Consider the following 26,207-nt stretch of genomic DNA (forward strand, 5'->3'; position numbering starts at 1 on the left):
GGTCGGTGGCAGGATGACGTCGTGCGGATACTGATCGCGGAGGACGACGACAGCGTCGGTGAGGCGCTGATCGACGTACTCGGCGCGCATGGTCACCAACCACAGCGGGTCTCCAGAGGTGCCGACGTACTTCTTCGGCACAGCTCGGCCGATGTCGTGTTGCTGGACCTCGGACTGCCCGACGGAGACGGGCTGGATGTACTGCGGAAGCTGCGCCAGGTCAGCGAGGTACCGCTGCTGGTCGTCACCGCGCGCGGTGATGAGCGGTCGGTGGTGCGCGGCCTGCGGCTAGGCGCGGACGACTATCTGGTGAAGCCCGTGCGGTTGGGCGAGCTCCTGGCCCGGATCGATGTGGTGGTCACCCGTCGCGCCCGAAGCTCATTGGCGGCCGGGGTGGTCGAGGTGGGTGACGTCGTGATCGACCTGACCGCTCGACGGGTCAGGGTCAGCGAGCGGGAGGTCACGCTCACTCCGAAGGAGTTCGACCTGCTCGCCGCGCTGGCGCGCCGGGCAGGTGCCGCGGTGAGTCGCGCGGTGATCCTCGACGAGTTGTGGGGCGACGCCTTCCTGGCGAGCTCGCGGGCGCTCGACGTCCACCTTGCCCAGCTCCGCGTCAAACTCGACAGGCCCGGCCTGATCACCACCATCCGCGGTTTCGGATACCGACTCGGCTCATGAGGACGCGAGTTCTGATCGTGCTGACGATCTTCTCTCTCGTTGCAGTTGCCGGGCTGGTTCTGCCGCTCCTCGCGACCACCTCTCAGACCCGCACGCAGGCACTGCTGCTCAGTCGGGTAGCAACGCTTGACCGGCTCGCTGCCCTGGCCAGGGAGATGCGGGATGCCGGCGACCTGGCCACCGTGCAGGCGGAAGCATCCCGGATGACCGAGGTGTACGGCGAAGACCTGTTGCTGGTGGGCCCGAGCGGACAACCCGTCCTGTCCACTGGCTCGCTGGACCTCAACGATCCGGGTGTCCGAGAGACCCTGGCATCCGCGTCGCGGAACCTCGCGCGGACGACCCTCGACCCGGTTCGGCCGTGGAGTGAGCCACAGCATCTGCTGGCCCGTCCGGTCGGCACCCCGCATGACTTGGCCGGCGCGGTCGTGCTGCGCGTCGACGCCGGCCGGGCGATCTCCGCCGTACGTCGCGATTGGGCGCTGATCGTGACCGGGGCGATCGCCGTCGAGCTGCTCCTCCTCGAGCTGGCGATCCTGCTGACCCGCTGGGTAGTCCGTCCGGTACGGCGGCTCGAGGAGGCCGTCGTCGGTCTCGCCGAGACACCGACGAAAGGCCCGGCTGTGATGCTGTCCGGCCCACCGGAGCTGCGCAATCTGACCCGCTCGTTCGCGGACATGGCGGCCACGGTCACCCGATCCCTGGAGATGCAGCGCCGGATGGTGGCCGATTCATCGCACCAGCTGCGGAACCCGCTGGCGGCCGTCCGCCTCCGGCTCGACGCCCTGGCCTCGGAGCTCCGCGATCCGTCCAGCCCGCGGTTCGCAGGTATCCAGCAGGACCTCGATCGGCTCGAAGCGCTGCTCAACGACCTGCTCAGGCTTGCCGAGGCCGAGAGCTGGAGCCCGGATGCCATCGCCGGTCAGTCGGTGGTGTCCGACGTACTGCCCGGTGAAGTGGGAGCGTGGCGGCTGCTCGCCGCCGAGAACGGCGTCGACCTGGCAGCCGAACTCGCCGTCGTACCGCCGGTGGCAGTCAGCGAAACCGACCTACGACAGATCGTCGGCGCTCTCGTCGACAACGCGATCAAGTACGCCGGCGAAGGAGCACGGGTGATCGTCCGGATCGAGCAGTCGGGTGCGGACGCCGTACGGCTGAGTGTCGTGGACGACGGGCCAGGGCTTCCTGCGGAGCAACGCGAGTTGGCATCGCAGCGCTTCTGGCGTGCCGACCAGCACCAGTCGTCGCAAGGCAGCGGTCTCGGGCTGGCGATCGTCGACCAGTTGGTGAACACCGCCGGCGGAACGCTCACGATCGAGGCGGCGACGCCACACGGCCTGGCCGTTCACATCGACCTGCGGACGGCGACATGAGCAGCTTGTCCCGGCGAGCTCTGCTGGCTGCCGGACTGGCGTCGTTCGCGGGCGGTTGCAGCGCCGACCGACCACTCGTGGACCGGCTGGTGGTGGCCGGCGGTGAGCGTGGCGGGTTCTACCTGGAGTTCGCCAACCTCCTCGCCACCCAGCTGAGGGCTGCCAAGGTCGCCCGAACCGTCGAGGTGCGATCGACCGAGGGCAGCCTGCAGAACCTCGACCTCCTGCGTCTCAAGCAAGCCGACCTGGCAATCTGCCTCGCCGACGCCGCGGCGCAGTCCCGCGAGGTTGTCGCCCTCGGCAGGGTGTACGAGAACTACTTGCAGTGCGTGGTTCGCGCGGCCGGACCCGTCCGCCAACTACCTGACCTCGCCGGCAAACGGATCTCCGCCGGACCACCAGGCGCCGGCGCCGCCCTCACCACGAACCGCCTCCTCACCGCAGCCGGCATGCACGCCGACCGCGCCCCAGTAGTCGCCAACCTCCACCTGTCGGACGCCACTGACGCGCTCGCCACCGGACGAATCGACGCGATGTTCTGGTCCGGCGGCGTACCGACCCGGCGACTGTCAGACCTCTCCGCTCAGGTGCCCATCCGCCTGCTGCCTCTCGCCCCCTGGCTCTCCGCGCTGCGCACGGCCTACAGCGTGGTCTACCAAAGGGCGCAGATCCCGGCCGGCACCTACAGCGGCGTCGAACAGGTCAGCACGATCGGCGTACCGAACTTCCTGATCTGCCGCCCCGAAGTCCCACCTGCGGTCGCCTCGAAAATCGTCGACGTACTCGTCAACCATGCCGCCGGCCTCGTTCCGGCCGCTGCGGTAGGCGCCCACTACCTCGACCCGAACTCACTCATCGGCACCAGCCCCCTGAACCTCCACCCAGGCGCCGCCGCCCGCTACCGCACCCTCCACGGCTGAACCGAGCTCAGCCGGTGCCCCGGACGAGCCGGGTGCCGCGGTCGAGTCCTGGTCTTCGAAGTACAGATCTCGGCTCAGCGCATCGACCAGTCGGGGGATCCCGGTCGCCAGGCTCTGGGCGTCTCCTGCGGGAATTCCGAAGCTGAGACTGGTCGCCGCGGAGAAGACATGAATACGTCCGACGAAGCCGGCCGCCTCCTTCGCGATGAGTTCGTAGCCAGGACCGAGGTAGGGAAAGCAGGCCAGCTTCTCATGGGCGAGCTCGGCCGGCGGTTCGTACCGATCGCGCCACAAGGCGATGTGCGGGGCGATGTCGGCCAGTTCGGGCCGGGTTCGTGGATCGTACTGATATCCCGTCCCGGCAACGACGAAGTCGAAGACGTGTGAGCCGTCGGCCGTGTCGACCCGGACCTTGCCGCCCTCGGCCCGCGCGTGCCGCCACGGTGCCGACAGATGGACCCGGAACCCGGGGAAGGCGCTGGCTCGCGTCATGGACTCCTGTGTGCAACTGCGTCCGGCGCGAGCTGCCAGGACCTGGGCTCTCCACCGATCGGCGTCGGTGCGCCGGTGAAAGTTCTCCTTGGCGCCGACGTTACGCCCGATGTTGCGGCTCGGTCCGTGAACGAGAAGCTCAGCTCGCCGGGTGAAGACATGGGCCTCGCGCGCGCCGGCCTCCAGCGCCACGGCCGCAGCATCCAGTGCAGACGCCCCCGCCCCCAGTACGGCGACGCTCCGGCCGGCGAGCCGGGTGAAGTCGATGCGATCGCCCGTGTGAGCGGCCAGCTCCGCGGGAAGCGCACGAAAGTACGGCGGCAGCGCGGGACCCCCGGTGCCCTCGACACCCGTGGCCAGTACCAGCTTCCGAGTCGTCTCGACCCGTTCGTCCACGTGGCCGTCAGTACCGGTCACCGCAAGCCGGAGGACAAGATGGTCTGAGGCTGGGGCGACACCGACCAATCGCGTGTGGTGGCGAACGGGAACGTTGACGGTGGATCCGAACCAGGCGACGTACTGCGCCCAGACGGTCCGAGGAATGTTCTCGACGACGTCGTAGGCGGCCTGGCCATGAAGACCCTCGTACCAAGCCCGGAAGCTCAATTCAGAGTGTCCGTATTCCGGCTGCGGCCAGCTCTTCGGAGTGCGCAGCGTGTGCATCCGTGCGGTAGTCATCCAGCTGCCCGCCTCGCCAGGAGCCGCCGCGTCGATGACAGCGGCACGGCCGATCCCAGCCCGCCGCAATGCGAACCCGATCCCAAGGCCGGCCTGCCCCGCACCGACCACGACGACATCGTGATCGGCGGAAGTACGACGTACCCAGTTATCAGGATCAGGCCCGAAACGGCGCATCGCGTGCACTCACACACTCTGCCACGCCCCGGGTCGACAGATCCCTTCGGGCTGGGCCGAAAGCGGTCGCCGGGCGCCGAGCGGGAATCGAGGCTGGGCGGATGAGAAAACTCATCGTTCTTGCAGTCCTGGCGATCACGTCGACCACCTCGACAGCGGCGGCCGCGCGCCCCTGGCACGAGCCGCATCGCCCATCGACGTACGTCGTGTCGGAGACGCCAGGTGACACGCCCGAGGGGATCGAGGTCACGCGCGACGGCACCATCTACGTCACGAGTGTCGGGACGGGCGCGGTCTACCGTGGCTCGGTGCGGAGTGCCCGGCTTCAGCTGTTTCTGCCAGGCGGGGCCGACGGCCGCACGCAGGCGACCGGCGTCCACGTGGATCGCTGGGGCCGGATCCTTGTCGCCGGCGCGAGCACCGGGCGGCTCTTCCGGTACGACGCCCGCGGCCGGCTGCTCGCGTCACGGTCGGCAGCCGCAGGCTCGTTCCTGAACGACTTCGCCTTCACCAAGGACGCCGTTTACGTCACCGATTCGGCGCACAACCAGATCTGGCGAGCGTCGATCACCCGGCACGGGCTGGGTGAGCTCGAGCCGTGGATCACGCGTGACCAGATCTCTCCGAAGCCGTACTTCCTCAACGGCATCGTCAGCACTCCCGACGGCCGCACCTTGCTCGTCGGCGAACAAGGTCAGGACCTCACCTATCGCGTCGACATCGCCTCGCGCGTGGTGCGGCCGGTCGAGGCCGACGGGGTTCTCTCGGGCGACGGCTACCTGCTCGAGGGACAGCACCTGTACGTCGTCCACAACGCCGGCAACGGCCGCTATGTCACCCGGCTGGCCCGGCTTGATCGCACGTGGTCAAAGGCCACGATCCTCGCCGATTCGGCACCGGGCGCCGCCGGAACTACCCCGACCACGATCGCGCGGGATCGCGGCCGCCTGCTGTGGGTGAACAGCCAGCTCGACCATGCCCCAGGGACACCGCCGTACACCGTTTCCGTCGTACCGGGTCTGAACTAGCAGTCCATGCCGAGCAGCTGAACAGCGATGGGGGTGAGCGAGTGGTGGGCAGTGCCCCGTGATCGGTCGGTGGTCAGCAGACCGGCGGTGCGCAGAACGCGGGCATGCTCGGAGGCAGAGGCGATGGAGATGTTGAGCCGGCGGGCCAACTGGCCGGTGCCGGCGGGGGCGGCGAGGGTTCGCAGGACGGCAGCGCGAGTGCGTCCAAGGAGTTCGGCGAGGGCATCGGCCGAATCCTGCTCGTCCGGATCCACCGCGGGCAGGGCGACAGTTGGGTAGACGAGCAGCGGAGCCACTGCGGGCTCGTCGAAGATCAGGCACTCCGAGACGAAAGGTGACGGACAGAGCCTCAGGCCTCGGCCGGCCAGCTTCACGTCGTACTCGAATGGCATCGTGAAACTGAGGAGGCCGTCCTGCCAGGCGACCTTCGGATGCAGAGTCGCAAGAAGCGCTTCGCTACCGGCGGTGAGGACCGTCCGCGAGCGAATGGCCAGGTCGGCCGCGTGAGCGCGCCCCAGGTCGATCGCGGACGGTCCGACCACGAGCCGGTGGAACTCACGGACGGCGCCGCCCAGCGCGCGACGCGCATCAGCCCGGCCACGCAGGAGCGCTCGCATATAAGGATGAATCTCAGCCGGCAGGTGCGGTGCGAGCTCGGCGCGCATCAAGTCTGCCGGTGTCTCCAGCAGACACTCGATCGCCGATTCCAGCCCGGCTCTGTCCACCTGCGGTGTGAGGAAGCCCGGAAACTGCCCGGTCGGCGAGATCAGCTTGAACAGCGGCCCCATCGCCGGCCGAACCCGGCTCGCGGCCACCCGCCGCCACCGCCGAGCCGTGGCGGATGTCTGACCAGCACCGAGCGCACGAGCGGCCAGCGCCGCCTGCCGAAGCGGCTCGGGTTCGGGGAGGAAGGTCACCCGCCCAACGTCCGCCGCGGTGAAGTGGATCCGGATCACGGCCTGATTCTCACGGCTCAACCACGTCCACACCACCCTCCACCCACCAGCTGAAAGCGATTTGAAAGCCGGTGGGCGCAAAGTGTTCCGGCGATCAAATGTCAGTGTCCGGGAGGGCGCCGTGCTACGCATTCATTTCACGCCGCGTGACCTGACGCGAACCACGGTATCCGCAAAGCCTGCACCGCTGTGGGAGGTCCTGCTCAGCCTGCAGATGCTGCAGCAACAGGACGGCCGACTGGTGTTCGGGGACTGGCGTCGCCATGTCCGGGCCCGGGTGGCGCCGGACCAGTTGCGGCTGCTGCTGGAACTGACACCGCCCAAGGGCTACTCCCCGAACGTCCGCACGCTTGCCGAATCGTCCCCTGACATCGGCCGAGCCATCCGGACCTACCACGACACCGCGATCGCGCCGTACTGGAAGTCGATCGGCACTCACGTGTCAGCCGACCATGCCCATCGCGGTGAGGCATTGGCCCGGCACGGGGTGGAGCGGCTGCTGTCGACTCTGCACCCCCGGGTTCGCTGGGCCGACCCCGTACTGCAGGTCCTCGACATGGACGACCGCGATTTCTACCTCGACGGGAGTGGCATCGAGTTGCAGCCGTCGGCGTTCTGCTGGCGGGTTCCGATCAAGCTCGACGACCCGGGGCTGAAGCCGATCCTGGTGTACCCGATCAATCACGCTCCGGGGATGCTGCGGCAGGCACCGGCGGAGCCGAACGACCACGGGGATGCTCTCGGCGCCCTACTCGGCTCCACTCGGGCTGCCGCCCTGGAAGCCGCGGTGAACGGGTGCTCCACGAACGAGCTGGCCAGGCTCTGCAAGGTCTCCGCCGGGGCGGCGAGCCAGCAAGCGCACATCCTGCGCGAAGCTGGCCTCATCACCACGCGCCGGGTGGGCGCAACAGTCCGCCACGAAGTGACCCAGCTCGGCATCTTGCTGCTCGCGGGTCACCGCGCCGATCACCAGGACTGACCGGGTGGACCGCGCGACGCGGCCCACCCGTCTGGATCATGCTGGTGTCAGCAGCCGTTGTAGGTGTGGCACCATTCGTTTTGCTGCTGCGTCTTCTCGCTGAAGTCCTTCGCGCGCTTCGCCTCCGCCGGAGTTGTCGTGGACATGTCCCAGATCCAGTCGAAGAGGTCGCTGGCGCCCTTGCCACCGGCTGCTCCACACACCCATGGTGCGGCCCCGCCGGTGACCGGCGCCGCTGGAGCACAGAGGGCCGCGCCACCTGCGGCTCCACCGGCCGTACCGAAGGTCTTCAGCCATTCGAACCAGCCCGGCTGCTCCGGGTCCTCGTCGCTCAGTTCCTCGTCGCCGTCCGGGCCTCCCATGCTCAGCAGTTTGCCGCCGCCGAGCGCGAGGACGTCGCTGCCGTTCTTTCCTTGGTTGTTGACTCCGCGCTGGCTCGCGTACCAGCGTGCGACGGTCTGGGCCACTTGCCGGGCCGCGTCGGCCAGGATGTCGGTCGACTTCTTCAGGAGCGCGTCGAGCTGTTTCGACTCGGCGTCACCGACCCAGCGTTTGAGCTTCCTGGTCACCCGTTCCTGGACCTTGACCAGTTCCTTGATGGTTCGGTGGATCTTGATCATCCGCTTGATCTCGACCGTGATCCAGTACCCCAGGATCTGCGCCAGCGCGTGCAGACCGACCGCTTTCAGGACGCTTTGGGCGGCCGAGAGCACCCGGACGAACACCCGTTTGCGTTCGAGGATCTGCTTCTGCTCGACGATGCGCTTGTAGACCGTCTTGATCACGGTGCGCATCATCGTCACCGTCTCGGTCACATACCGCCGGCCATCCGGGTCGCTGAAGCTCACCGGGCTGTTGTTGCCGTAGGCATAGGCGTTCAGCTGCTGCGGATCCTCGACATCGGTGACCGGATCCACCGAGATGAATCTGCCGAGCTTCGGGTCGTAGGCGCGAGCGCCCAGCTGGACCAATCCGGTCGACACGTCCTGCAGACCACCGACGAAGCCACGCTGGCCCGGCCAGGTAGGCGTCGCCCCGCGGAGTTCGCCGTACGGCGTCATCCGGCGTCGCTGGACCGCCAGACTGTCCGCGTCGACCGAGACGTTCATCGTCCCGTGGTGGTCGCTGCTGACCCAGGTGAGCTTGGTCGCGCCGGTGCGGATCGCCACCTTCTGGCCGCCCAAGGAGTAGTACCGGGTTCCCACCAGCGATCCGTCGGGCTTCAGGAGAAGCTCCGTGTCACCGAGCGACAGGGTCGTGCCATTGGCGTCCTTGCGGAGCAGTTGGGTGCCGTTGGCGTCGTAGATGTTCTTGGTTGTCCTGCCCGTTCCGGCGACGGTGTCCAGCTTGCCGTCTCCGGTCCAGGTCAGGCTGTCGGCCGTGCCGTCCTGGGTCCGGGTCTTCAGGTTGCCGGCCGTGTCGTAGGTGTACTGGTCGATCTTGTTCACGCCGGGGCCAGTAGTGGTCACCTTCTGAACGGCATGGGGCCGCGCCTGGCCGGCCGCCGGGTATTCGTAGGTGCTGACGGTTTCGCCCGTGGGTGTCGTCCGCTTCTCGGTCTTCCGGTTGCCGGTCACGTCGAAGGTCCAGCTGTGCCAGTACGGCGCCGGACCACCCAGTGTGGTCTGGCTGGGTGCTGCGTCGCAGTTGCCACCGGCCGGGGTCCAGGCCTGCGTCAGCCGCCGGTAGTAGTCGTAGTCGAAGCACTGCCTGTCCGCTACCGCCTGGGTGGTCGGGGTGTCGGTCATCTCGGTGATGTTGCCGGCGGCGTCGTAGGAGTACTGCACATTCGACTCGAGCCCGTTCGGGGTGACCATGCCCGCACCCTTCAGCTGGTGCGTTCCCTCCTCGAAGTCGAACAGCTGCTCGGCCCAGTTGGCGCCGCGCTCCATCTTGATCCGGCTGGTCTCGCCGTACGGCGTGTAGTCGGTCTCCGTCACGTAGCGGTCCGCGCCGGTCAACGTGATCGGCCTACTGCGCTTGTCGTACTCGTAGGTGAGCGTCTCGGCCGGCAGACCGCCGACAGCCGGCACGGTGAAGGTCTTGGGCTGACCGTCCTCGGTGTAGGTCCTGCTCGTGCTGTAGGTCCCGGCGAGGTTGCCTTCGGTCGCCGGAAGGACGATCTGCTGGCCGGTGGGCCGCCCTGCCTCGTCGTACCCGGTGTACTGCAGCCGGTAGGGCTGCCCGTTCACGTAGCGGGTCGCGCTGGTCAGCGAGCCCGCCTTGATCGTGTCGTACGTCCATTCGTTCAGTAGCGTGCCGTCGACAGTGGTGGTCTTGGGTCGTCCCACCGCGTCGTAGGTGTACGTCTGCGTCACACCGCGGGCGTCCTTCGACGTCTCGAGCTGGTCGAGCTCGTTGTAGGTGTAAGTGGTGACGCCCTGGTCGGGTGTCTGGTCGCTGACCTTGCGGCCGCGGACGTCGTACGTATATCTCCAGATGTTGCCGGCCGGGTCCGTCACCGAGGCCAGCTGACCCGCCGGGTGATAGGTGTACGACGTCTTGTCGGGGACGCCGGTCGCCGTGCTGCCGTGATAGCTGCGCAGCTCGATGAGACGGCCCTGGATATCGGTGACCCGGGTGGTCGCCTGCTCACCGGCCGGTGGCTCGATCGTCTCGACCCCGGTCGCGTTGTCGTGCTTGCGATTCCACAGCTGCTGCCCGACCGACTGGAACGACTCGGTCTTCGCGCGGCCGAGGGCGTCGTACGTCGTCAGCTTCTGGGCCGGCAGCGATTTCTCGTCCACCGGCTTGACGATCTCCAGGCCGAGCGGGGCGTCGTTGTAGTACGGGCCGTTCTGCTTCACCTCCCGGCCCTGCGAGTCGTAGATGTAGTCCGTGACCACTCGGCCGAACCCGTCGGCGGATTCCTCCTGGGTCTGCCGGCGACGCATCAGGCCGTCGCTGAACTCACGCTTGACCTCGACCCTGCCGTCCGAGCGCAGCGAGGTGCTGGTCACCATCCCGGCCTTGCCCTGGCCGTCGTGGTACTCGTTCTTCTGGTTCGGCACGCTGGTGGTGTTCCCGGCCAGCCAGGTCTCGGTGACCCGCCCGAGCGCGTCCCGTTTGGTGGCCGACCGGCGACCGGCCGGGTCGATCACGACGGTCTCTTCACCCCACGCCGGTTCCAGCTCGGTGGTCGAGGTCTGCCCGTTCGGCTGCGTGGTCTTCGTCTTGGTCAGTGGCCCGCCGGCCGTCGGGGTGTACTCGACATTCGTCAGGTTGCTCTTGGCATCGGTGCTGGACCTGACCCGGCCGAAGACGTCGTACGTCGACGTGCTGGTCGTCTGGTAGATCTCCTTGCCGGCGGTGTCGAAGCCGGCGAGCCGCTGCGTCGCGACCTTCGCCCCGGTGTTCGCGTCGTAGCCGGTCTTCTCGTCGGCGAGGACGTTGTCCTTCGTCCACGGCTTGTCACAGCTCACGTTCACCGTCTGCTCGCGGGCCGGCAGTTCCTTGATCCCTCGGGCCGGGTTGCTGAACCACTCGTACCGGACGCAGACGTCGTCGTTCGGGGTCGCCAGGTCCCGGCGATCGGTCTTGGCCACCAACCGGCCACTGACCGGATCGAAGGTGTTGGCGGAGGCGCTCTTGCGCCAGCCGGTGCCGACCGCTTCGTCCTGAGCGACGGCCTGCTCGTCGACCTGGTTGGCCGTGGTCGTTCCCCACGGTTTCACCCGCGTCGCGCGGGCGGGCGACACCCAGTGGGCGGTGATCGATCGCTCCACCAGGGTGGTGCCTTCGTACGTCGCCTGCTCCCGCAACTTGCCGGACAGGGCGTTGACGTCATCGGTTTTCACGCCGGTGGAGTCGGTGACCTGGACGTCCTTCGTTCCGCCGGCTTGCAGCTTGTCGCCGTCCATGCCGCGGTAGTAGGTGTTGACCTTCACCTGCTGCGGACCGTCGACGCCGTCGCCGGTGATGACCTTGACCTTCTCGTACCCGCGCCACTGCGACCAGGTCTTCTTGCCGATCTCGACCAGGCCGTCCTCGTCGTCGTAGCGCCAGGCCGGTGGGGTCAGGTATTCCAGTGTCGTGACCGTTCCGGTCGTACCGCCGACCAGATCGCTCTCGGTCACCTGGTTCACCACGTACTTGTGGAACCAGTCCTCACGCTCCGCCTGGTTCTGCGGCGTCCACTTGATCGGCTGGCAGCGCTTGTTGTTCTGGTCCGGCGCCGGGACGTTGCCCGGCAGACTGCAGTCGGGCGGCAGGTAGCCGACCGCGATCTGCCCACCGGTGCCGTAGGTGATGGTCTGCATGCGGGGCCAGTTCAGCTTCGGTTGCCCGGCAGAGCCGGAATCCAGCAACCGGTTCGGCATCATCACCGCGCTGAAGGTCGTCTCGGGCAAGGTGGTCTGTCCGGCCACCAGACCGACGTTGGTGACGCCGTCCAGCCAGAGCATCGGCGATCGGCCTTCGTCCTGAGGGTCCAGGTAGACGTGCCGGAACGACCAGGAGCTGACCGGCGCGAAGGCGGTGCCGCGCCAGACCTGCGTGGTCACCTTGGCCAGCCGCTTCTTGGTCCAGAACGACGGATAGAACTTGTTGTCGCAGTTCGTGGTGCTGGTGCACTCGAGATCGAGCGGGGTGTCGGGGTAGTCCGAGGCGATACAGCCCGACGGCTTCAGGCAGCGCTCGGCGGTGGTGAACTCGACAGCCGCCACCTTGGCGGCGTTGTCGAAGACCTGGCCGTCGCGCTGACCGTACTCGATCCGCCGGATGTTCCCGGCCCGCGTGTACTGGCTGACCGAGGTCGCCGTACCGGCACGGGCGTAGTTGTTCTTCTCGACGTCGTAGAACAGGCTCATGGTGTTGCCGAACGCATCGACCACGTAGTCGAGGTTCCACCGATACGCCTGCTGGCAGTGCGAGGCGGCAAAGGCCGTCTGGTGACACGGCTCGCTCGCGTGGTTGCCGAAGACGGGCAGGGTCCAGACCGAGTTCGTGTCCTGTGCGGCAGTGGTTGCGCCAGGCAACTTGTTCTTACCGAAGTAGAACTTGGTGCCGGCTTTGTCCGTCAGCACCCAGTACTCTCCCTTCGCGCCCGCACCGCTGTCCGGGCCGAGGTCGCCGTTGTCGGCGCCGGTGAGCCGTTCCACGGTGACGCCGTCGTCGGACCGCGACTTCCACACACCGGTCTGGTCGTCAAGGACCAGTTCGCCGCCGGCGCCGTTCAGGCTGAAGGTCGCGTTGTCGGTTGCCCAGCAGTAGTCGCCGACCGCGGTGGTGCCGTTGTTGCCGGTCTGTTCCGACTTCACCCCGCAGGAGGCGTACCGGCGCTCGATCGAACCACCGGGTGCGAGGTCGAAGCCCGCGCCGGCCCAGGACGACTGACTGTTGCCCGCGGTCGTGCGGCCGTCGACACTGCCTGAGGAGTACGCCAGCGAGACCTCCGCCTTCGGGCCGACGAGACTCGGCGGAACCTGCATCGGATACGCCCAGGAGAAGTCACCGGATGACCCGCCGACCTGCCAGGTCGCCGTCGGGCTCAGCGAGGTGGTGGTGCTGTCGCCGGACGGACCGGACGGCGCGGCCTGCAAGGCGAACGTGGTGAACTCCGCACCCACCGGAACGTCGGCCGACACCTCGCCGGAGCCGTCGTTCCGAGTCGGCAGCGGGACTGCCGCGCAACTGGGCTTGCCCGGCGTCGTCGCCGTACAGGCAGGCACCGACGCCAACCGCAGACGAGTACTCCAATCCCCACCGAAAGCCTGCTTGAAGCTGCTGTAGTCCAGCCGCAAGGAAACAACGCCGGCCGTTCGGACGCCATCGGTGCGCCGCAATCTCAACCGCACCTCGTCGCCCACTCGGCCGGTCAACTCGACCGCTACCTTCGCCGGTACGGCGCCGGGTGCGGTCATAGCCGGGTTCCTGAGGCCGCCTTTCGACCCCGGCCGGCCGATCCGGACCGGCAGCACGCCGGCCCGGGCGGCCGGGCCGGGATCGGCCTGCTGAGCTCGTCCGCTGAGTACGGCGCTCCAGGTGTTCTGCTCGCTCGCAGGCTGAGCCGGCGGCATGCTCACCTCGGCCGTGCCGGCCTTCGGCCAGACCGGCGCCGGGATGCTGGTCACCGTTCTCTCCGCGTCGCGATCCGCCGTTCCCCGTTTGGCCGCGACTCCCTGGACGGGCAGCGGCCGGTCCTTACGGGCCTGCCAGCCTGCCTTCGGATCCTGCTTGGTGGGCCGGTCGACCGCGGCGGACATGCCCGGCGTACTCACGAGCAGGCTGATCACCACGACGCACGCCAGCGTGGCTCTGGGCAGATGTCGTCGACGTTGGGGCATGGAAAGACCTCCTGGGACGGAAATGGTCTCCACTGAATCGGTTCAACGGTCATTTCCGCAATACTTTTAGCCGACGTCGAAACGAGTAACTCGTCGATCGCGAGTATTTCGCGAGAAATTTAGCGCAGACCAAAATGCTTCTCGGTCCGCCGCGGAACTGCCAGCATGTCTGCGATCCCATCCACCCGGCGGTGACGGAGACTGCTATGCGACAGGCAAGAACTGCCCACCTGCTGGCGATCTCCGCCATCCTTGCCCTGCTGCCACCGAGCCTGGCCGCGGCGCGCACGCCGACTACCACCACGGATCACGCCGGACCGGCAGCGATCGTCCGGGCTGATCCAGCCGACGGGCCGGCGGCCGAGGCGAAACGCACCGGAAAAAGCGTCGAATTGACCGGGTCCACGACCGAGACCCGGCGGGTCTTCGTCAATCCCGACGGAAATCACACGCTGATCGAGAATGCACGCCCGGTCCGGGTCCGCACCGCGAAGGGCTGGACCCCGGTCGATCACACCCTTCGCTTCGGCGCCGGCGGTTCGGTCCGTCCGGCCGCGGCGGGGACCGGTTTGGTCCTGTCGGGCGGTGGCCCTGGCTCGGGCCTGGTCTCGATCGGCAAGAACGGGGCCCGGTTGCGGATGAGCTGGCCCGCCCCGCTGCCGAAACCGGTCCTGCACGGCGACACGGCGACGTACCAGGACGTCTTTCCCGGCGTCGACCTGCAGTTGCGGTCCGAGCCCGCCGGGTTCGCCCAGGTTCTGGTGGTCAAGAACCGGACCGCCGCCCTCAACCCCGCCCTGCGGAAGCTGCGATTCCCCGTGCAGGGTGACGGGCTGACGGTGTCCACCAAGCCCGACGGCACCACCGTCGCCACCGACGGCAAAGGCCGGGTGGTCTTCGCTTCCGGTCAGGCGACGATGTGGGAGGCGGGTGCCGAGACCACCAGGCGGCACGCGCGGCTGCCGGTCGAGCTCGGCTCCGGAGTGCTGACGGTGGTCCCGGATCAGCGGTTGCTGACCGGCGCGGACACGAAGTTCCCGCTGTCCATCGATCCGTCGTGGGCCGGCTTCGTCGGCGACATGTGGACGCACGTCGACGAGGACCATCTCGATCAGTCGTACTGGAACTTCGACCGGGCCGAAGGCGCCAAGGTCGGCGAAGCCTACGGCGCCGACACCGACACCTACCGCTCGCTGTTCCAGCTGAGTACGGCGGGGATCGCCGGCGCGCGGGTGATCGACGCGAAGTTCAGCATCACGCTGGACCACAGCCCGAGCGGTACGGATACTCCCGTCGAGCTCTGGCAGACGCTTCCGATCAGTCGCGCGGAGGCGGTCACCTGGAGGAACACCAGCAATCACTGGCTGAAGAAGCTGGCGGTGGCCTCGGGGAGCGCCTGGACAGGACATGAACCGGACCTCGCGATGGGGTTCCTGTCGACCGACCTGCACAACGTCGTTCAGGAGATCGCCGACCGTGGTGAGCAGACCATCACCTTGGGCCTGAAGGCGCCGAACGAGACGGACCCGATGCAGTGGAAGAAGTTCTTCGGGGGCACGGCGGCCATCGTGGTCACATACAACAACGCACCTCGGGTTCCGATCCGGGTGAACTTCACTTCGCCGAAGCCGTGCGGCACGGCCGTCGCCCCGGCGGTGATCAACACGGTCAGCCCGCAGTTCTCGGCGGTCGCGAGCGACCCGGACGGCGACAACCTGACGAACCGGCTGGAGATCTTCCGCGCCTCCGACGGCGGCTCGGAGTACCTCCAGGACTCACCGTTGACCGGTAACGGTGCCGCCTTCAGCTGGTCGGCCGTGCCGGCCGGCGAGCTGGTCGACGGGGGCACCTACTACTTCACCGCTCGCAGCGACGACAAGGTGCCGAACGACAACCTCGAGTACGGAACCGCCAGCGCACCGTGCTACTTCCGGATCGATGCGCGGCCGCCGTCGACACCGGCCATCTCGTCGACGGACTTTCCCAACGGCGCTCCTGGCCGGCCTGCTCGTGAGGTCGGCATCATCCAGCTCACCGCGGCGGCCGGCGACACGGATGTGGCCGAGTTCGCGTACGGCTTCACCCGCGAGAAGATGACGTTGCGGATCAAGGCCCGTCCGGACGGAACGGCCAGCTTGCCTGTCACGGTTCCGTCGGGCACGCGCCGACTCTGGGTCAGTGCGGTCGACCGGGCCGGCAATCGGAGCGTGCCGACCCAGCCGTGGCTGCTACTGGCTCAGTCGAACCCCAACACCTTCAAGGTCCGCGGCGATGTCAACGGCGACGGCACCGCCGACGTCAATCTGGTCCTCGACCACGGCTCCGGACGGACCGGCGTCTGGAACCTGACCAGCCGCGGCGGCACCTTCACGACCGGCACGATGGCCTGGGATAGTGAGAACAGCGGCGGGTTCGCGCTGTCGCGCACCAGGCCTGTTCAAGGCGACTTCACCAACGACGGCCGGGCGGACCTGGCGTTCTTCCGCGATGAGCCGGGTCGCCGGGTCGGGCTGTACCTGCTGCGGTCCGACGGTGACCGGTACGACGCACCGTCGACGCCGATCTGGACGAGTGAGACCGCCGGCTGGACGATCGTGTCTGCCCGGGTGGTCGCCGGCGACGTCGACGGCGACGAGATCTCCGACATCGTCGTCCAGCTGAACACGGGCAATCAGAACTGGCGGGTGCTCGTGTTCCCCGGGAGCAATCTCGGCGCACCGGCACAGTGGTTGCAGACTGCCGCCGGCTCGGGGGACTGGGCGCTGAGCGACCTCGTCGTGGCCGATATCGACGCGGACAAGGCCGACGACCTCGTCGTACTGAAGAAGACCGCCACCTGCCGGACCGTCATCGAGACCTACCGATCGACCCGAACCGGGTTCGCCGCGGCGACAACGGGCTACGACGGCGACTACTGCTTCGACAAGGGTCATCCGGTGGTCGGGGATATCGATGCCGACGGCAAAGATGACGTGGTGTCGATCTACGACAACGGCGCCGGCACCGCCTTGCGGGTGTTCCGCTCGACCGGTTCTGCCTTCCAGTTGCAGGACTGGTGGACCGGGACCGGCTGGGACCCGGTCACGACGCTGCTCAAGGTCGGGGACTACGACAAGGACGGCAAGGAAGACGCCGCGCTGATCACCTCACTCACCGGTGGCGGACGTGAGGTCTTCCAGCTGCGCTCGACCGGTACGGCGTTCAGCGCGCCGGTCCCCAGCTGGAAGGAGAACAACGTTGGGGCCAGCACAGGTCCGCGATTCGACCTGGAAGCCCGGACCTACGAGCTGGTCGCCCGGCACAGCGCCAAATGTATGGAGGTGGCCGGCGGAAGCCAGACCGATCCCGCGCCGCTCCAGCAGGGTGACTGCACGAACAAGCTGTACCAGCGCTTCCGGATCGTTCCGGTGGCCGGCACCGAGCAGTACGAGGTACAGCCCGCGCACGTGAACGGAGCCGCGATCGACGTGAAGCCGCGCTGTCTCGACGTGGGAAACCAGAGCACAGCCGACGACACCCCCATCGTTCAGTGGAAGTGTGTCGGCACCGGCAATCAGCAGGTCCTGCTCGACTATGTCGAGGGCAGCAGCTACGACGCCGTCTTCCGGCTACGCTTCGGGCACAGCGGCAAGTGTGCGGCGATCGCGGCCGCGGGCACCGCCAACGGAGCCAAGCTTATCCAGCGTCCCTGCGCCACCGGAGCCGAACAGCAGTGGGTACTCCGGGCAGCACTGAACGCTCCTCAACTGGACGGCCGGTACAAGATCCGGACGATGCGCACGATCGACTCGCCGTCGATGGACTACGTGCTCGACATCGCCGACTGTGACCCGGCGAAGGGCATCCGGATGTGGGTCTGGGTGCCGGGCAGCCCCTGTCAGCGCTGGCAGCTCAAGCCGCTCGGTGACGACGTCTACCAGATCATCGACCCGTCCACGAACAAGGCCGTCCAGGTCGAAGGCTGCTCCCGGCTCGCCGGCGGCAAACTCGTTCCCTTCGACATCGACGCCGCCGACTGCCAACGCTGGCGGATAGAACCGGCCGCAGATGGCAGTTACACCCTCCAGCAGGCCGACACGGGACACATGATGGACGTCCCCGAATGCGTCCGCGCCACCACCGATCGAGTCATCGTCTGGCACTACTGGAACGGCCCCTGCCAACGCTGGCAACTCACCAAGACCTGAGCAGCAGGCTGATGTCGAGTGCGGTGGGGGAGTGGGTGAGGGCGCCGACCGAGAGTGCGTCGACGCCGGTGGCGGCGATGTCGGCGATCGTGTTCAGGGTGATGGTGCCGGAGGCTTCGAGTCGGCAGGTGGACCCTGATGCGTCGCGCTCCTTCACAGTCAGGGCGACGTCCTCGGTGGGCATGTTGTCCAGCAGGATCCACTCGACCTGGCAGTCGAGCGCATCGCGGGCTTCGGCCAGGGTGGTGACCTCGACCTCGATGGCCAGCTCCTGGCCCTCCCTGGCCATGCCATCGCGGACTCGGCGCACGGCCGACCGGACTCCGCCGGCCGCGGCGAGATGGTTCTCCTTGAGGAGAACCATGGTGGCGAGGTCGAGTCGGTGGTTGGTCCCGCCGCCGCAGGTCACGGCGTACTTGTCCAGCGCCCGGAGGCCGGGTGCGGTCTTCCGGGTGTCGAGGAGCCGCACGTCGTGCCCGCCGATCGCGGCCACGAAGGCCGACGTGAGGGTGGCGACACCCGACATCCGCTGGGCGAAGTTCAGCGCGACCCGCTCGCCGGTGATGATCGAGCGTGCCGGGCCACTGATCGACGCCAGTGGCTGTCCGGGAACGACTGCGTCGCCGTCGGCAACGGCCGGCCGGACAACGACGGTGGGGTCGATCTCGTCGTACACACTCTGTACGACGGACAGCCCGCAGACGCGTCCCGGCTGTTTGGCGATCATCGTCGCCTCGACGTGCAGCGCCGCCGGGACGCTCCACCGCGTGGTCACGTCGTCCGCCGCGTGATCCTCGGCGAGTGCGGCCCGGACCGCGGTCAGAATCGTTGCTGTCGCTGGTTGCATGAGGAGCATCCCTTCGTCGGTGGTGGGCCTGGGGGTCATCAGGCCGTCGGAGCCTTGCCGATAGCAACCATCCGCTGGACCGAACGCCTGGCCCGCTCGGTGATCTCGCTCGGCAGCTGGATCTCGTCGCGGCCCTCGCGCAGGCATCGGACCAGCAGTTCCGGGGTGATCATCTTCATGAACCGGCACGACGCCTTCGGGTTCACCGGGACGAACGTCGTGTGCTGATTCACCTTGCGCAACTGGTGCAGCATGCCGATCTCCGTGGCGACGAGGGCGGTCTCGGCCTTCATACCGCGGGCGCTCTCCAGCATCCCGGCCGTGGAGAGGATGTGGGTCCGCTCGGCCGGCAGGTCACCCCGCCCGGCCAGCCAGATCGTCGACGACGCGCAGCCGCATTCGGGGTGCACGAGAACCTCGGCCGTGGGATTGGCCGCGACCTGGGCGCGCAGATCGACCGGGCTGATACCGGCGTGCACATGGCACTCACCCATCCACACCTCGATGTTGTCCCGACCCGTCTGCCGCCGGACGTGCTCCCCGAGGAACTGGTCGGGCAGGAAAAGCACCGGCTGATCGCGGGGGATCGAGTTGACGACCTCCACGGCGTTGGACGATGTGCAGCAGACGTCGGCCTCCGCCTTCACCGCCGCACTGGTGTTGACGTAGGCAACGACCGCGGCCCCCGGGTGCTGGGCCTTCCAGGCACGCAACTGATCCGCGTCGATGGTGTCCGCCAGCGAACAGCCTGCCTGGGCGGTGGGGATCAGCACGGTCTTGTCTGGGCTGAGCAGCTTGGCGGTCTCGGCCATGAAGTGCACGCCGCAGAAGACGATCGTGCCGGCGTCGGTCCCGGCCGCGATCCGGGACAGTGCGAGCGAGTCGCCGACGTGGTCGGCGACATCCTGGATCGCCGGCTCCTGGTAGTTGTGGGCGAGGATCACCGCGTCTCGCTCGCGGGCGAGGCGGCGTACCTCGTCCTGCCAGTGGGTCGCTCGGGTCTCGGCAATAGTCACGTCGATATCCTTTGAAAGGTTTTCGCCTCTGAGACGATAACTAGGTGCACGGTACCATCGTCGACGTGCCGGGAACCAAGGAAGGTGATCGGGTTAACTTCCCCAGTTACCCCCACGAAGTGCTCGCGGTGGTCCTCTCCGTCCGCGACGGCAGGCTGTGCGTCCTGCTGTGGAAGCGCGCCCGGAGTCCGCATCGGGACCGATGGGCCCTTCCCGGCGGCGGCGTCGAGTCCACCGAGAGGTTCCGGGAGGCCATCACCGGGCACCTCGCCGCGAAGGTCGATGTCCGCGACGTCGCGCATCTGGAGCAGCTGGCCACCCACAGTCGCGTCGACCGCGATCCTCGGGCCCGGGTCCTGGCCACGGGCTATCTCGGCCTGGTTCCGTCCGACGTCGAGCCGGACCTTCCGTCCGACACGGCCTGGCATCCGGTCGACGAACTGCCGCGGACCGCGTTCGACCATCACCACTTCATCGACGCTGCGACCGGGCGGCTGCGCGCGAAGCTCTCGTACACGAACATCGGGTTCGCGCTGGCTCCGCTCGAGTTCACCATCGCGGAGCTGCGGGATCTCTTCGGTGCGGCCCTGGGCTACCAGCTCGGCGCCACCAATCTCACCCGCGTCCTGACCCGCCGGCACGTGATCGACCCGACCGATCGGCGAGCCAGCTCCGGCCAGTCCGGCGGACGCCCGGCCACCGTCTACAAGTTCGTGACCCGCGAACTCACCGTCACAGACCCGTTCGCGGTCCTCCGGCCGCCACGATGATGGGGAAGCCATGAGCGCACAGCTGCCCGGCCGGCCGGTGGTCACCGACGGCCTGTTGGAGACCGACCTTCACCGTAGAGACCGACGGACGATTGCCGTCCGGTGACTCGCTGAAGACAGCGGTCACCACTGTGGACGAGGAAGGCGGCCCGGACTACTTCCTGGTCAACTGCGCCCATCCAGTCCACGTGTCGCATGCCCTCGCCGAGGAAGGCCCGTGGCGCAACCGCATTGCCGGCCTCCGGTGCAATGCCTCCACCAAGAGCCATGCGGAACTCGACGAGGCCACCCAACTCGACGAGGGCGACCTCCGGCTACTCACCACGACCCACGACCAACTGAAGCCGATGCTGCCCAACCTGTCCATCATCGGAGGCTGCTGCGGCACCGACGCCAGACACGTAACCGCCCTCTGGGGCCTCTGAGCGACCAGCGCGCGATCTTTGCCAGTGGCAACCTTCGTCGCCGGAATCGACGTGTATACAGGAATGTGAAAGCTGAAGCAGTTCTCCGGTTGCATCGGATGAGGCGTCGCGCAAGCCGGATCAGGCGTGTCGAGCGCGCCGTTGTGAGTCATCTAACGAACCCGCCAACGCAACGCTTCGTGTTGCTAGCGTGACCATGCGCTTGCGGCAGTCGGGGGCGGCTGCGGCAAGCGGCGGGTGGGGATCCCCGCACGGGGCCGGAGGGGGCGGGGCTGGGGCGAGCTCGGCCCCCTCTTGGCCCGTCAGTTGCAGAGCTTCCTCAGTTTCAGCTGGCTGTCGATCCAGGGAGCCGTCAACCAGTGATGAAGGGTTTGATGCTGTACGGCGGCAACTGGGTGTCGAAGGAGCCGTTCGCCATGGTGATGGTCGGGTCCGCGGCGAGCGTGCGGTTCGCGGTGGTCACCCAGGTCGAGACCGCCGTCGCCGTGGAGCCCAAGCGCTGCCGCCGGAGGTGCCGTGACCGCCAGCACCGGCAACGCGGTGCATGCGGCCAGCAATGACCGCCGATGCAAGAGAGGGGACTTGGAGTCATCGGGGTCCATGGCTACTCCACAAGCTCGGTCTGGGGCGGTGGCCGGATTGTCCTCGAGAGGTGCGGCGTCGGAGGCGGACGATGATCATGATGAACGCGAGGAGCGCGAGGGCTGCGGCCGGGAGGCGGAGGGAGGAGCCGTCGGCCGCCGTCGTGGTTGCCGGGGGCGTGTTGTGGGCGGTGGGCTGGTCGAGGGTTGCGTTCGCCTTGACGGGTTTCAGCGTGACATCGTTGCCGTCGCCGCCCTGGTAGGTGATCTGGTACGCCGCGACCCGGGCGCCTTCGGGGAGGTCGGTGAACGCGCCGGCGATCGGGTCGGCGCCGTCGTTGGCGATCAGCAGGGTCTCCTTGGTGAGGTGCGCCGGTGGAGTGAGGTCGAGCTTTCCGGCCAGCGATACCCTGCCGAACACGCGGACCGGCGCACCGTCCGCTCGGGCGGACAGCCGGCCGTCGGGAGTCTGCGCGAAGTCGCCTTTGACGGCGAACGTCCCGCCGGCGGTGCCGACGTTGACGAGCCGGCCGCCCAGGAACGTGCCGGAGAGCTTGGACCGACGGCTCAAGGTGAGCGTGGCACGATCGCCGTACTGGACTGTGGTGCCGGTGGCCTGGCTGAGGTTGCGGAGTGTCTGGTTGCCCGCCTTGGTCAGATCCAGCTTGGCGCCGGACTTGGTGAGCGTCACGGCGCTGCTGGACGTCAGGCTGCCGCCGGTGAGCGCCAGGACCCCGCGCGAGATCGTGGTGCTGCCGGTGTAGGTCAGCGCCCCGGCCAGGCGAGTCGTCGCCGCGCCGGCCTGGGTCAGTGAACCGGTGCCGCTGATCTTCGACAGCGTGATCGCCTTGCCGGCGTTGCGAACGACCAGCGAGCCCTGGTTGACGATCCGGTACGACGCGGCCTTCGTCAACAGGCTGCCGTCACCTCCGGGCCGTCCACTTCCGAGGCGAAGAGTCGCACCCTTCTCGATCGTCGTCGAGCCGTCGTAGTACTGGTCGGCGGCGAACGTCACGTCGTTGCCACGGACCGACTTGATCACGATGTCGCCGGCGCCCGGCGACTTCAGGGTGTCGTGAAACACCCCGCCGCCGATCGGGGCGCCGAGCGTGACCGGGCCGTTGTACGCGAAGGTGAGTTTGGAGCGGGACCGCGCGGCCAGCAGGTTGATGTAGACCGTGTCCGCGGTGCCGGGCATGAAGATCTTGTGCGTGCTGCCGTCGCCCCATTGGACGTTGGCGCCCTTGATGTTGGTGCCGCGTTTGTTCAGGTCGTGCGGGATCTTCCGCCAGTTGATCGCCGGGTCGCTCAGCGACGGGTTGGTGCTGCCGCCCCGGTCCGAGTAGCTGTACTGACCGGTCAGGATCACTTTGCTGCCGGGGCGGGACTGGACGTTGATATCGCTGCCGTACTCGCGCTGGTAGAAGTTCTGCCGGATGGTCACGGTCTGGTTCAGCGGGGTGTCGACGGTCCAGGTGCCTTGGTTGAGGATGGCCCGGGCGTTCGGCAGCGCGACCGTGGTCTCCGGTTTGCCGGCGGCCGCCTGGGTCCCGTTGTCGATCACGCCCGAGAACGGATTGGTGCCCGCCAGATCAAGGGTGCCCCAGAGGAATCGTGGCTGGCTGATCAGCCCGGAGCCGCTGATCGTGCCGAGGTTGAAGGACCGGGTGAGCGACAACCGCAGGGTGCCGTTCACCTCGATGTTGTCCTGGTTGAGCTGGTAGCCGGGCGTGCCGTACGGGAATCTGCCGATCAGTCCGGTGCCGCCGCCGTTGCCGTACTGCAGAGTCGCGCCCTTGTCGACGACGATCGCCGGCGGATCGGGGCGCGTGACCACGACGTACGGATGGTTGCCGCCGAGGATCCGGACCGCTTGCCGTTGCCTTGCCCTGGGCAACGAGAAGTCGCTGTCCTTGGTGAGGATCAAGGTGCCGTTGCCGGCGATCCGCAGCTTTCCTTCGCCGCGGATCACCCCGTCGTACGTCGTGGTTCCCTCGGGCACGTTCACCACCGCGTCACCGGTCAGGGTGACGTTCCGGTTCGCCAGGATGTCGAGCGTGATGTCGCCGCTCCCGGCCGCGACCGCCGGGGCTGCGGGGAGCAAGAGCGTGGCGAGCACGACCGAGCCCCCGATCAGGCGTCTCATGGTGTGATCCTCCTCGAATCCGGCGCCCTGGCGGTCGCTCACTGGGTGTAGGTCAGGACGGGTCGCCGTACTGTAGACCGCGTCCGTTGGTGCCGATGTAGACGCGGCCGTAGGTGTCGGGGTCGCCGGTGATGACGCCGACTCCGCCGATGCTGCCCCACTGATGGGCGTCATCGTTGATGCGGACCCAGGTGGCGCCCTTGTCGGTGGAGCGGAAGACCCCGGTGACATCCTTGACGGTGCCGATCAGGTACAGGGCCTGGTAGGTGGTGCCCGGCGCGGCCTTGCCGAAGCCGAGGGCGGAGGCGGACTGCACCGAGGTGAGTGTGGTGAATGTGCGACCCCCGTCGGTGGAGTGCAGCAGCCCCTTGCCGCCGCCGGAGATCCACAGGTCACCTGCGATGCCCGGTACGGCGGTCAGTCGGCCGGCTGGCAGGTTGGTTGCGCGGGTGGTGAACGTCGCGCCGCTGTCGGTGCTGGCGTAGAGCGTGCCGCCCGTGAGGGAGTAGAAGGTGTTCGCCGTGGAACGGTCGGCGACGACCACGGCGTCGGTGCCCAGGCCGCTGACCTTCGACCAGCTTGCTCCCTTGTCGGTCGAGCGGTACGGGGCCTGGTCGGCCTCTGTCCAGACGATGGTGGAGCCGTCCGCCGCGAGCGCCACATGGCCGCTGTTCGCGCTGCCCACCGGTTCTGCCGTGAAGCCGTTCCAGCTGCTGCCTCCGTCGGTGGAGTAGGCGCCGTCCTGCGCGCCGCCAGTGCCGACGCGGACCATCAGCGCGGGCGCCGACTGGGCGAAGTCGATGTCGGTGCTGCTGCTCATCAGCGGGTTCTTCAGCCGTCCGGCGGGCACCTCGGTCAGGGAGTCGTGGCGGAAGCCGCCTTGGTCGCCCATGGCGGTGATGACGGTGGCGCCGCCGGGAGGGGCGATCGCGTCCGCGAGCGAGGTCTCCTCCAGCCCCCGCGCCCCAGAAGCCCAGTGGCTGGTGCCTCCGCTGTCGGAGGCGTTGGCATCCTTGCTGCGCCAGATGCCGTTGCCGGTGCCGTACAGCACGTGCCCGGAGTCGAAGGGATCGATGGCCAGCGCGGTCATCCAGTGCCCGGTGCCGCTGCCGACGTACGGAGCGCCGGCGGCATCGCGCTGCGACTTGTCCGCCAGCGCCTTCCAGGTCGTGCCGCCGTCAGTGGTCCGGTAGACCTCGTCCTCGGGCCACCACCGGTCCAGGGTGGTGACCATCACCGTGGACGGCTTCTGCGCGTCGACGGCCAGACCGGAGAATCCGTATCCACCCTGCGAGGGCGAGATGTTCTTCCACACGCCGCTGTACTTCCACACCGAACCCGCCGTCGCGTCCATCGGGCCGATGCTGTTGCTGTACGTCAGGTACAGCGACCCGTCACCGGAGACCACACCGTGCTGCGGCACCTGGCCAGTGGGCTGCCCGGAAACTGCCTGCCAGCTGTTGCCGCCGTCGGTGGAGCGGTACAGGGAGGTGGCGTTGTCGTTGACGCCGACGTAGACCGTGTTGCTGCCGGTCGCCCCGTACGTCACGAAGGAGATGCCCGCTCCGCTGCTCGCCCCGTCCTTGACGGGGAACGAGGAGACCTGACTCCAGGTCGCGCCGTAGTCGGTGCTGCGCCACAGGCCGTTCTTGCGGGTGCCCAGCAGCAGGGTGCCGTGGTCCGCGGGGTTGATCGCGACCCGTTCGCCCGCCCCGCGGCCGGGCTCGTTGGCGCCCAGTTTGAAGGGCAGATTGGTGCGCTGGAAGGTGCGGCCCCGGTCGGTGGAGCGCAGGATCGCGCCGTTGCCGGCCCAGTCGTTGGTGTAGGTGCCCGCCGCGAGGTAGAGCCGGTTGGGATCGACGGGGTCGGTGGCTACCGCATCGATGCCCAGCAGGTTCCAGTCCTGCTCGCCGGCCCAGTCGGTCAGCGGGATCCACTGCTCGGCCGCGGTGTCCCAGCGGTAGGCGCCGCCCATGTCCGTGCGCGCGTACAGGAGACCCTTCTCGCGCGGGTTGAACACCAGACCGGTGACGTATCCGCCGCCCACCACCGGTGCGTTCTTCCACGCGTACGGTCCGGAGCTGGTCGTCTCCGACTTCACCAGCTTCCATTGCTGGTTGGTGCCGCCCGTACCGGGAAACTGGATGACTGCAGCGCCCTCCGCGGTGGAGTTTCCGAAGACGTCCAGAAGCTGGCCGCTCTTGTGGGAGGTGAAGGTGACGGCGTCAGAACCGCTCACCTCACTGAGCTTCCACTCCTGGGCGGTGGAGGAGCTGTCAGTCTGCTGCTCGGCGGCCGCCGCGTTGGCGGTCGAATCGCCCGCTATGCCAAGCACTTTGCCGCTGTTGCGGTTCACCAGCTCGTAGTAGCCGCTCCCGGTGGACCTCAGCTTCCACTGCTGGTTGGCGGTGTGCTGGTCGGTCCACTGCTGGATACGGGCGCCGTCGGCGGTGGAGAAGCCGTTGACGTCGAGCACCTTGCCGCTGCGCACGGAAACCAGCTGATAGTAGGCGTTGCCATCAATCGTCGCGGCCTGCGAGTCCTGCTGCGCGAACAGGAGGCACGGCACGACGATGGCGGGCACGCCGACCAGCAGACCAGCGGCGGTCCAGCGGCCGCGGTAACGCCCGCGGCGCGTGGGGTTGTCCATGGGGGATGTACTCCTTGCCT

14 protein-coding genes and 1 pseudogene are annotated in these 26,207 nt (G+C 67.9%); 8 read left to right on the forward strand and 7 right to left on the reverse strand.

Annotated features, from left to right (window positions below; all coding sequences use genetic code 11):
- The first annotated feature begins 21 nt into the window (after positions 1-21).
- The 3 genes from ABD231_RS39275 to ABD231_RS39285 are packed head-to-tail and all read left to right on the forward strand — an operon-like array spanning position 22 to position 2,971.
- On the forward strand, positions 22-678 hold the full coding sequence (locus tag ABD231_RS39275; RefSeq protein ID WP_344164566.1) for a response regulator transcription factor: 657 nt from the start codon (positions 22-24) through the stop codon (positions 676-678).
- Positions 675-2,051, forward strand: coding sequence for a sensor histidine kinase (locus ABD231_RS39280; RefSeq protein ID WP_344164569.1), 1,377 nt, complete (start codon positions 675-677; stop codon positions 2,049-2,051). Before ABD231_RS39275 ends, ABD231_RS39280 begins: the two co-directional genes overlap by 4 nt.
- Positions 2,048-2,971 carry a TAXI family TRAP transporter solute-binding subunit gene (locus ABD231_RS39285; RefSeq protein WP_344164572.1) on the forward strand — a complete coding sequence of 308 codons (924 nt, stop codon included), beginning with the start codon at positions 2,048-2,050 and terminating at the stop codon, positions 2,969-2,971. The genes ABD231_RS39280 and ABD231_RS39285 overlap by 4 nt, the downstream gene beginning before the upstream one ends.
- Here the strand turns inward: ABD231_RS39285 and ABD231_RS39290 are convergent.
- Positions 2,900-4,318, reverse strand: coding sequence for a SidA/IucD/PvdA family monooxygenase (locus ABD231_RS39290; RefSeq protein ID WP_344164641.1), 1,419 nt, complete (start codon positions 4,316-4,318; stop codon positions 2,900-2,902). The genes ABD231_RS39285 and ABD231_RS39290 overlap by 72 nt on opposite strands.
- 101 nt (positions 4,319-4,419) lie before the next feature.
- Between ABD231_RS39290 and ABD231_RS39295 the strand changes: the two genes are divergently transcribed.
- Positions 4,420-5,346 carry an SMP-30/gluconolactonase/LRE family protein gene (locus ABD231_RS39295; protein ID WP_344164575.1) on the forward strand — a complete coding sequence of 309 codons (927 nt, stop codon included), beginning with the start codon at positions 4,420-4,422 and terminating at the stop codon, positions 5,344-5,346.
- Here the strand turns inward: ABD231_RS39295 and ABD231_RS39300 are convergent.
- Positions 5,343-6,302 (reverse strand): ArsR/SmtB family transcription factor, encoded by a 960-nt coding sequence (locus tag ABD231_RS39300; protein WP_344164577.1) that lies wholly within the window; start codon positions 6,300-6,302, stop codon positions 5,343-5,345. The genes ABD231_RS39295 and ABD231_RS39300 overlap by 4 nt on opposite strands.
- Positions 6,303-6,423: 121 nt before the next feature.
- On the opposite strand from ABD231_RS39300, the gene ABD231_RS39305 reads away from it, so the two are divergent.
- Positions 6,424-7,281 carry an ArsR/SmtB family transcription factor gene (locus ABD231_RS39305; RefSeq protein WP_344164580.1) on the forward strand — a complete coding sequence of 286 codons (858 nt, stop codon included), beginning with the start codon at positions 6,424-6,426 and terminating at the stop codon, positions 7,279-7,281.
- A 47-nt stretch (positions 7,282-7,328) separates the two neighbouring features.
- Here ABD231_RS39305 and ABD231_RS39310 read toward each other — a convergent pair whose 3' ends face one another.
- A complete protein-coding gene (locus ABD231_RS39310; RefSeq protein ID WP_344164583.1) occupies positions 7,329-13,565 on the reverse strand; it encodes an RHS repeat-associated core domain-containing protein in 6,237 nt (2,078 codons plus the stop codon).
- 206 nt (positions 13,566-13,771) lie between these two features.
- On the opposite strand from ABD231_RS39310, the gene ABD231_RS39315 reads away from it, so the two are divergent.
- Positions 13,772-17,752, forward strand: a complete 3,981-nt coding sequence (locus ABD231_RS39315; RefSeq protein ID WP_344164586.1) for an RICIN domain-containing protein — start codon at positions 13,772-13,774, stop codon at positions 17,750-17,752.
- On the opposite strand, the gene nadC is transcribed toward ABD231_RS39315, so the two are convergent.
- Both nadC and nadA read right to left on the reverse strand, forming a co-directional pair.
- The gene (nadC, locus tag ABD231_RS39320) at positions 17,739-18,599 is read right to left on the reverse strand and encodes a carboxylating nicotinate-nucleotide diphosphorylase (RefSeq protein WP_344164589.1); all 861 of its coding nucleotides are present in this window, start codon (positions 18,597-18,599) and stop codon (positions 17,739-17,741) included. The genes ABD231_RS39315 and nadC overlap by 14 nt on opposite strands.
- A 38-nt stretch (positions 18,600-18,637) precedes the next feature.
- A complete protein-coding gene (gene nadA, locus ABD231_RS39325) occupies positions 18,638-19,621 on the reverse strand; it encodes a quinolinate synthase NadA (RefSeq protein ID WP_344164644.1) in 984 nt (327 codons plus the stop codon).
- A gap of 59 nt (positions 19,622-19,680) precedes the next feature.
- Here nadA and ABD231_RS39330 point away from each other — a divergent pair, with 59 nt between their 5' ends.
- The gene (locus tag ABD231_RS39330; RefSeq protein ID WP_344164592.1) at positions 19,681-20,385 is read left to right on the forward strand and encodes an NUDIX hydrolase; all 705 of its coding nucleotides are present in this window, start codon (positions 19,681-19,683) and stop codon (positions 20,383-20,385) included.
- A 77-nt stretch (positions 20,386-20,462) separates the two neighbouring features.
- A pseudogene (locus tag ABD231_RS39335) lies at positions 20,463-20,810 on the forward strand (homocysteine S-methyltransferase family protein); the annotation flags it as partial.
- 588 nt (positions 20,811-21,398) lie between these two features.
- On the opposite strand, the gene ABD231_RS39340 reads toward ABD231_RS39335, so the two are convergent.
- Positions 21,399-23,537, reverse strand: a complete 2,139-nt coding sequence (locus ABD231_RS39340) for a hypothetical protein (RefSeq protein WP_344164595.1) — start codon at positions 23,535-23,537, stop codon at positions 21,399-21,401.
- Positions 23,538-23,589: 52 nt separating this feature from the next.
- Positions 23,590-26,187, reverse strand: a complete 2,598-nt coding sequence (locus tag ABD231_RS39345) for an RICIN domain-containing protein (RefSeq protein WP_344164598.1) — start codon at positions 26,185-26,187, stop codon at positions 23,590-23,592.
- Positions 26,188-26,207: the final 20 nt, after the last annotated feature.

Origin of the sequence: Kribbella yunnanensis (assembly GCF_039529655.1) — a bacterium.
Taxonomy (GTDB): Bacteria; Actinomycetota; Actinomycetes; order Propionibacteriales; family Kribbellaceae; genus Kribbella; species Kribbella yunnanensis.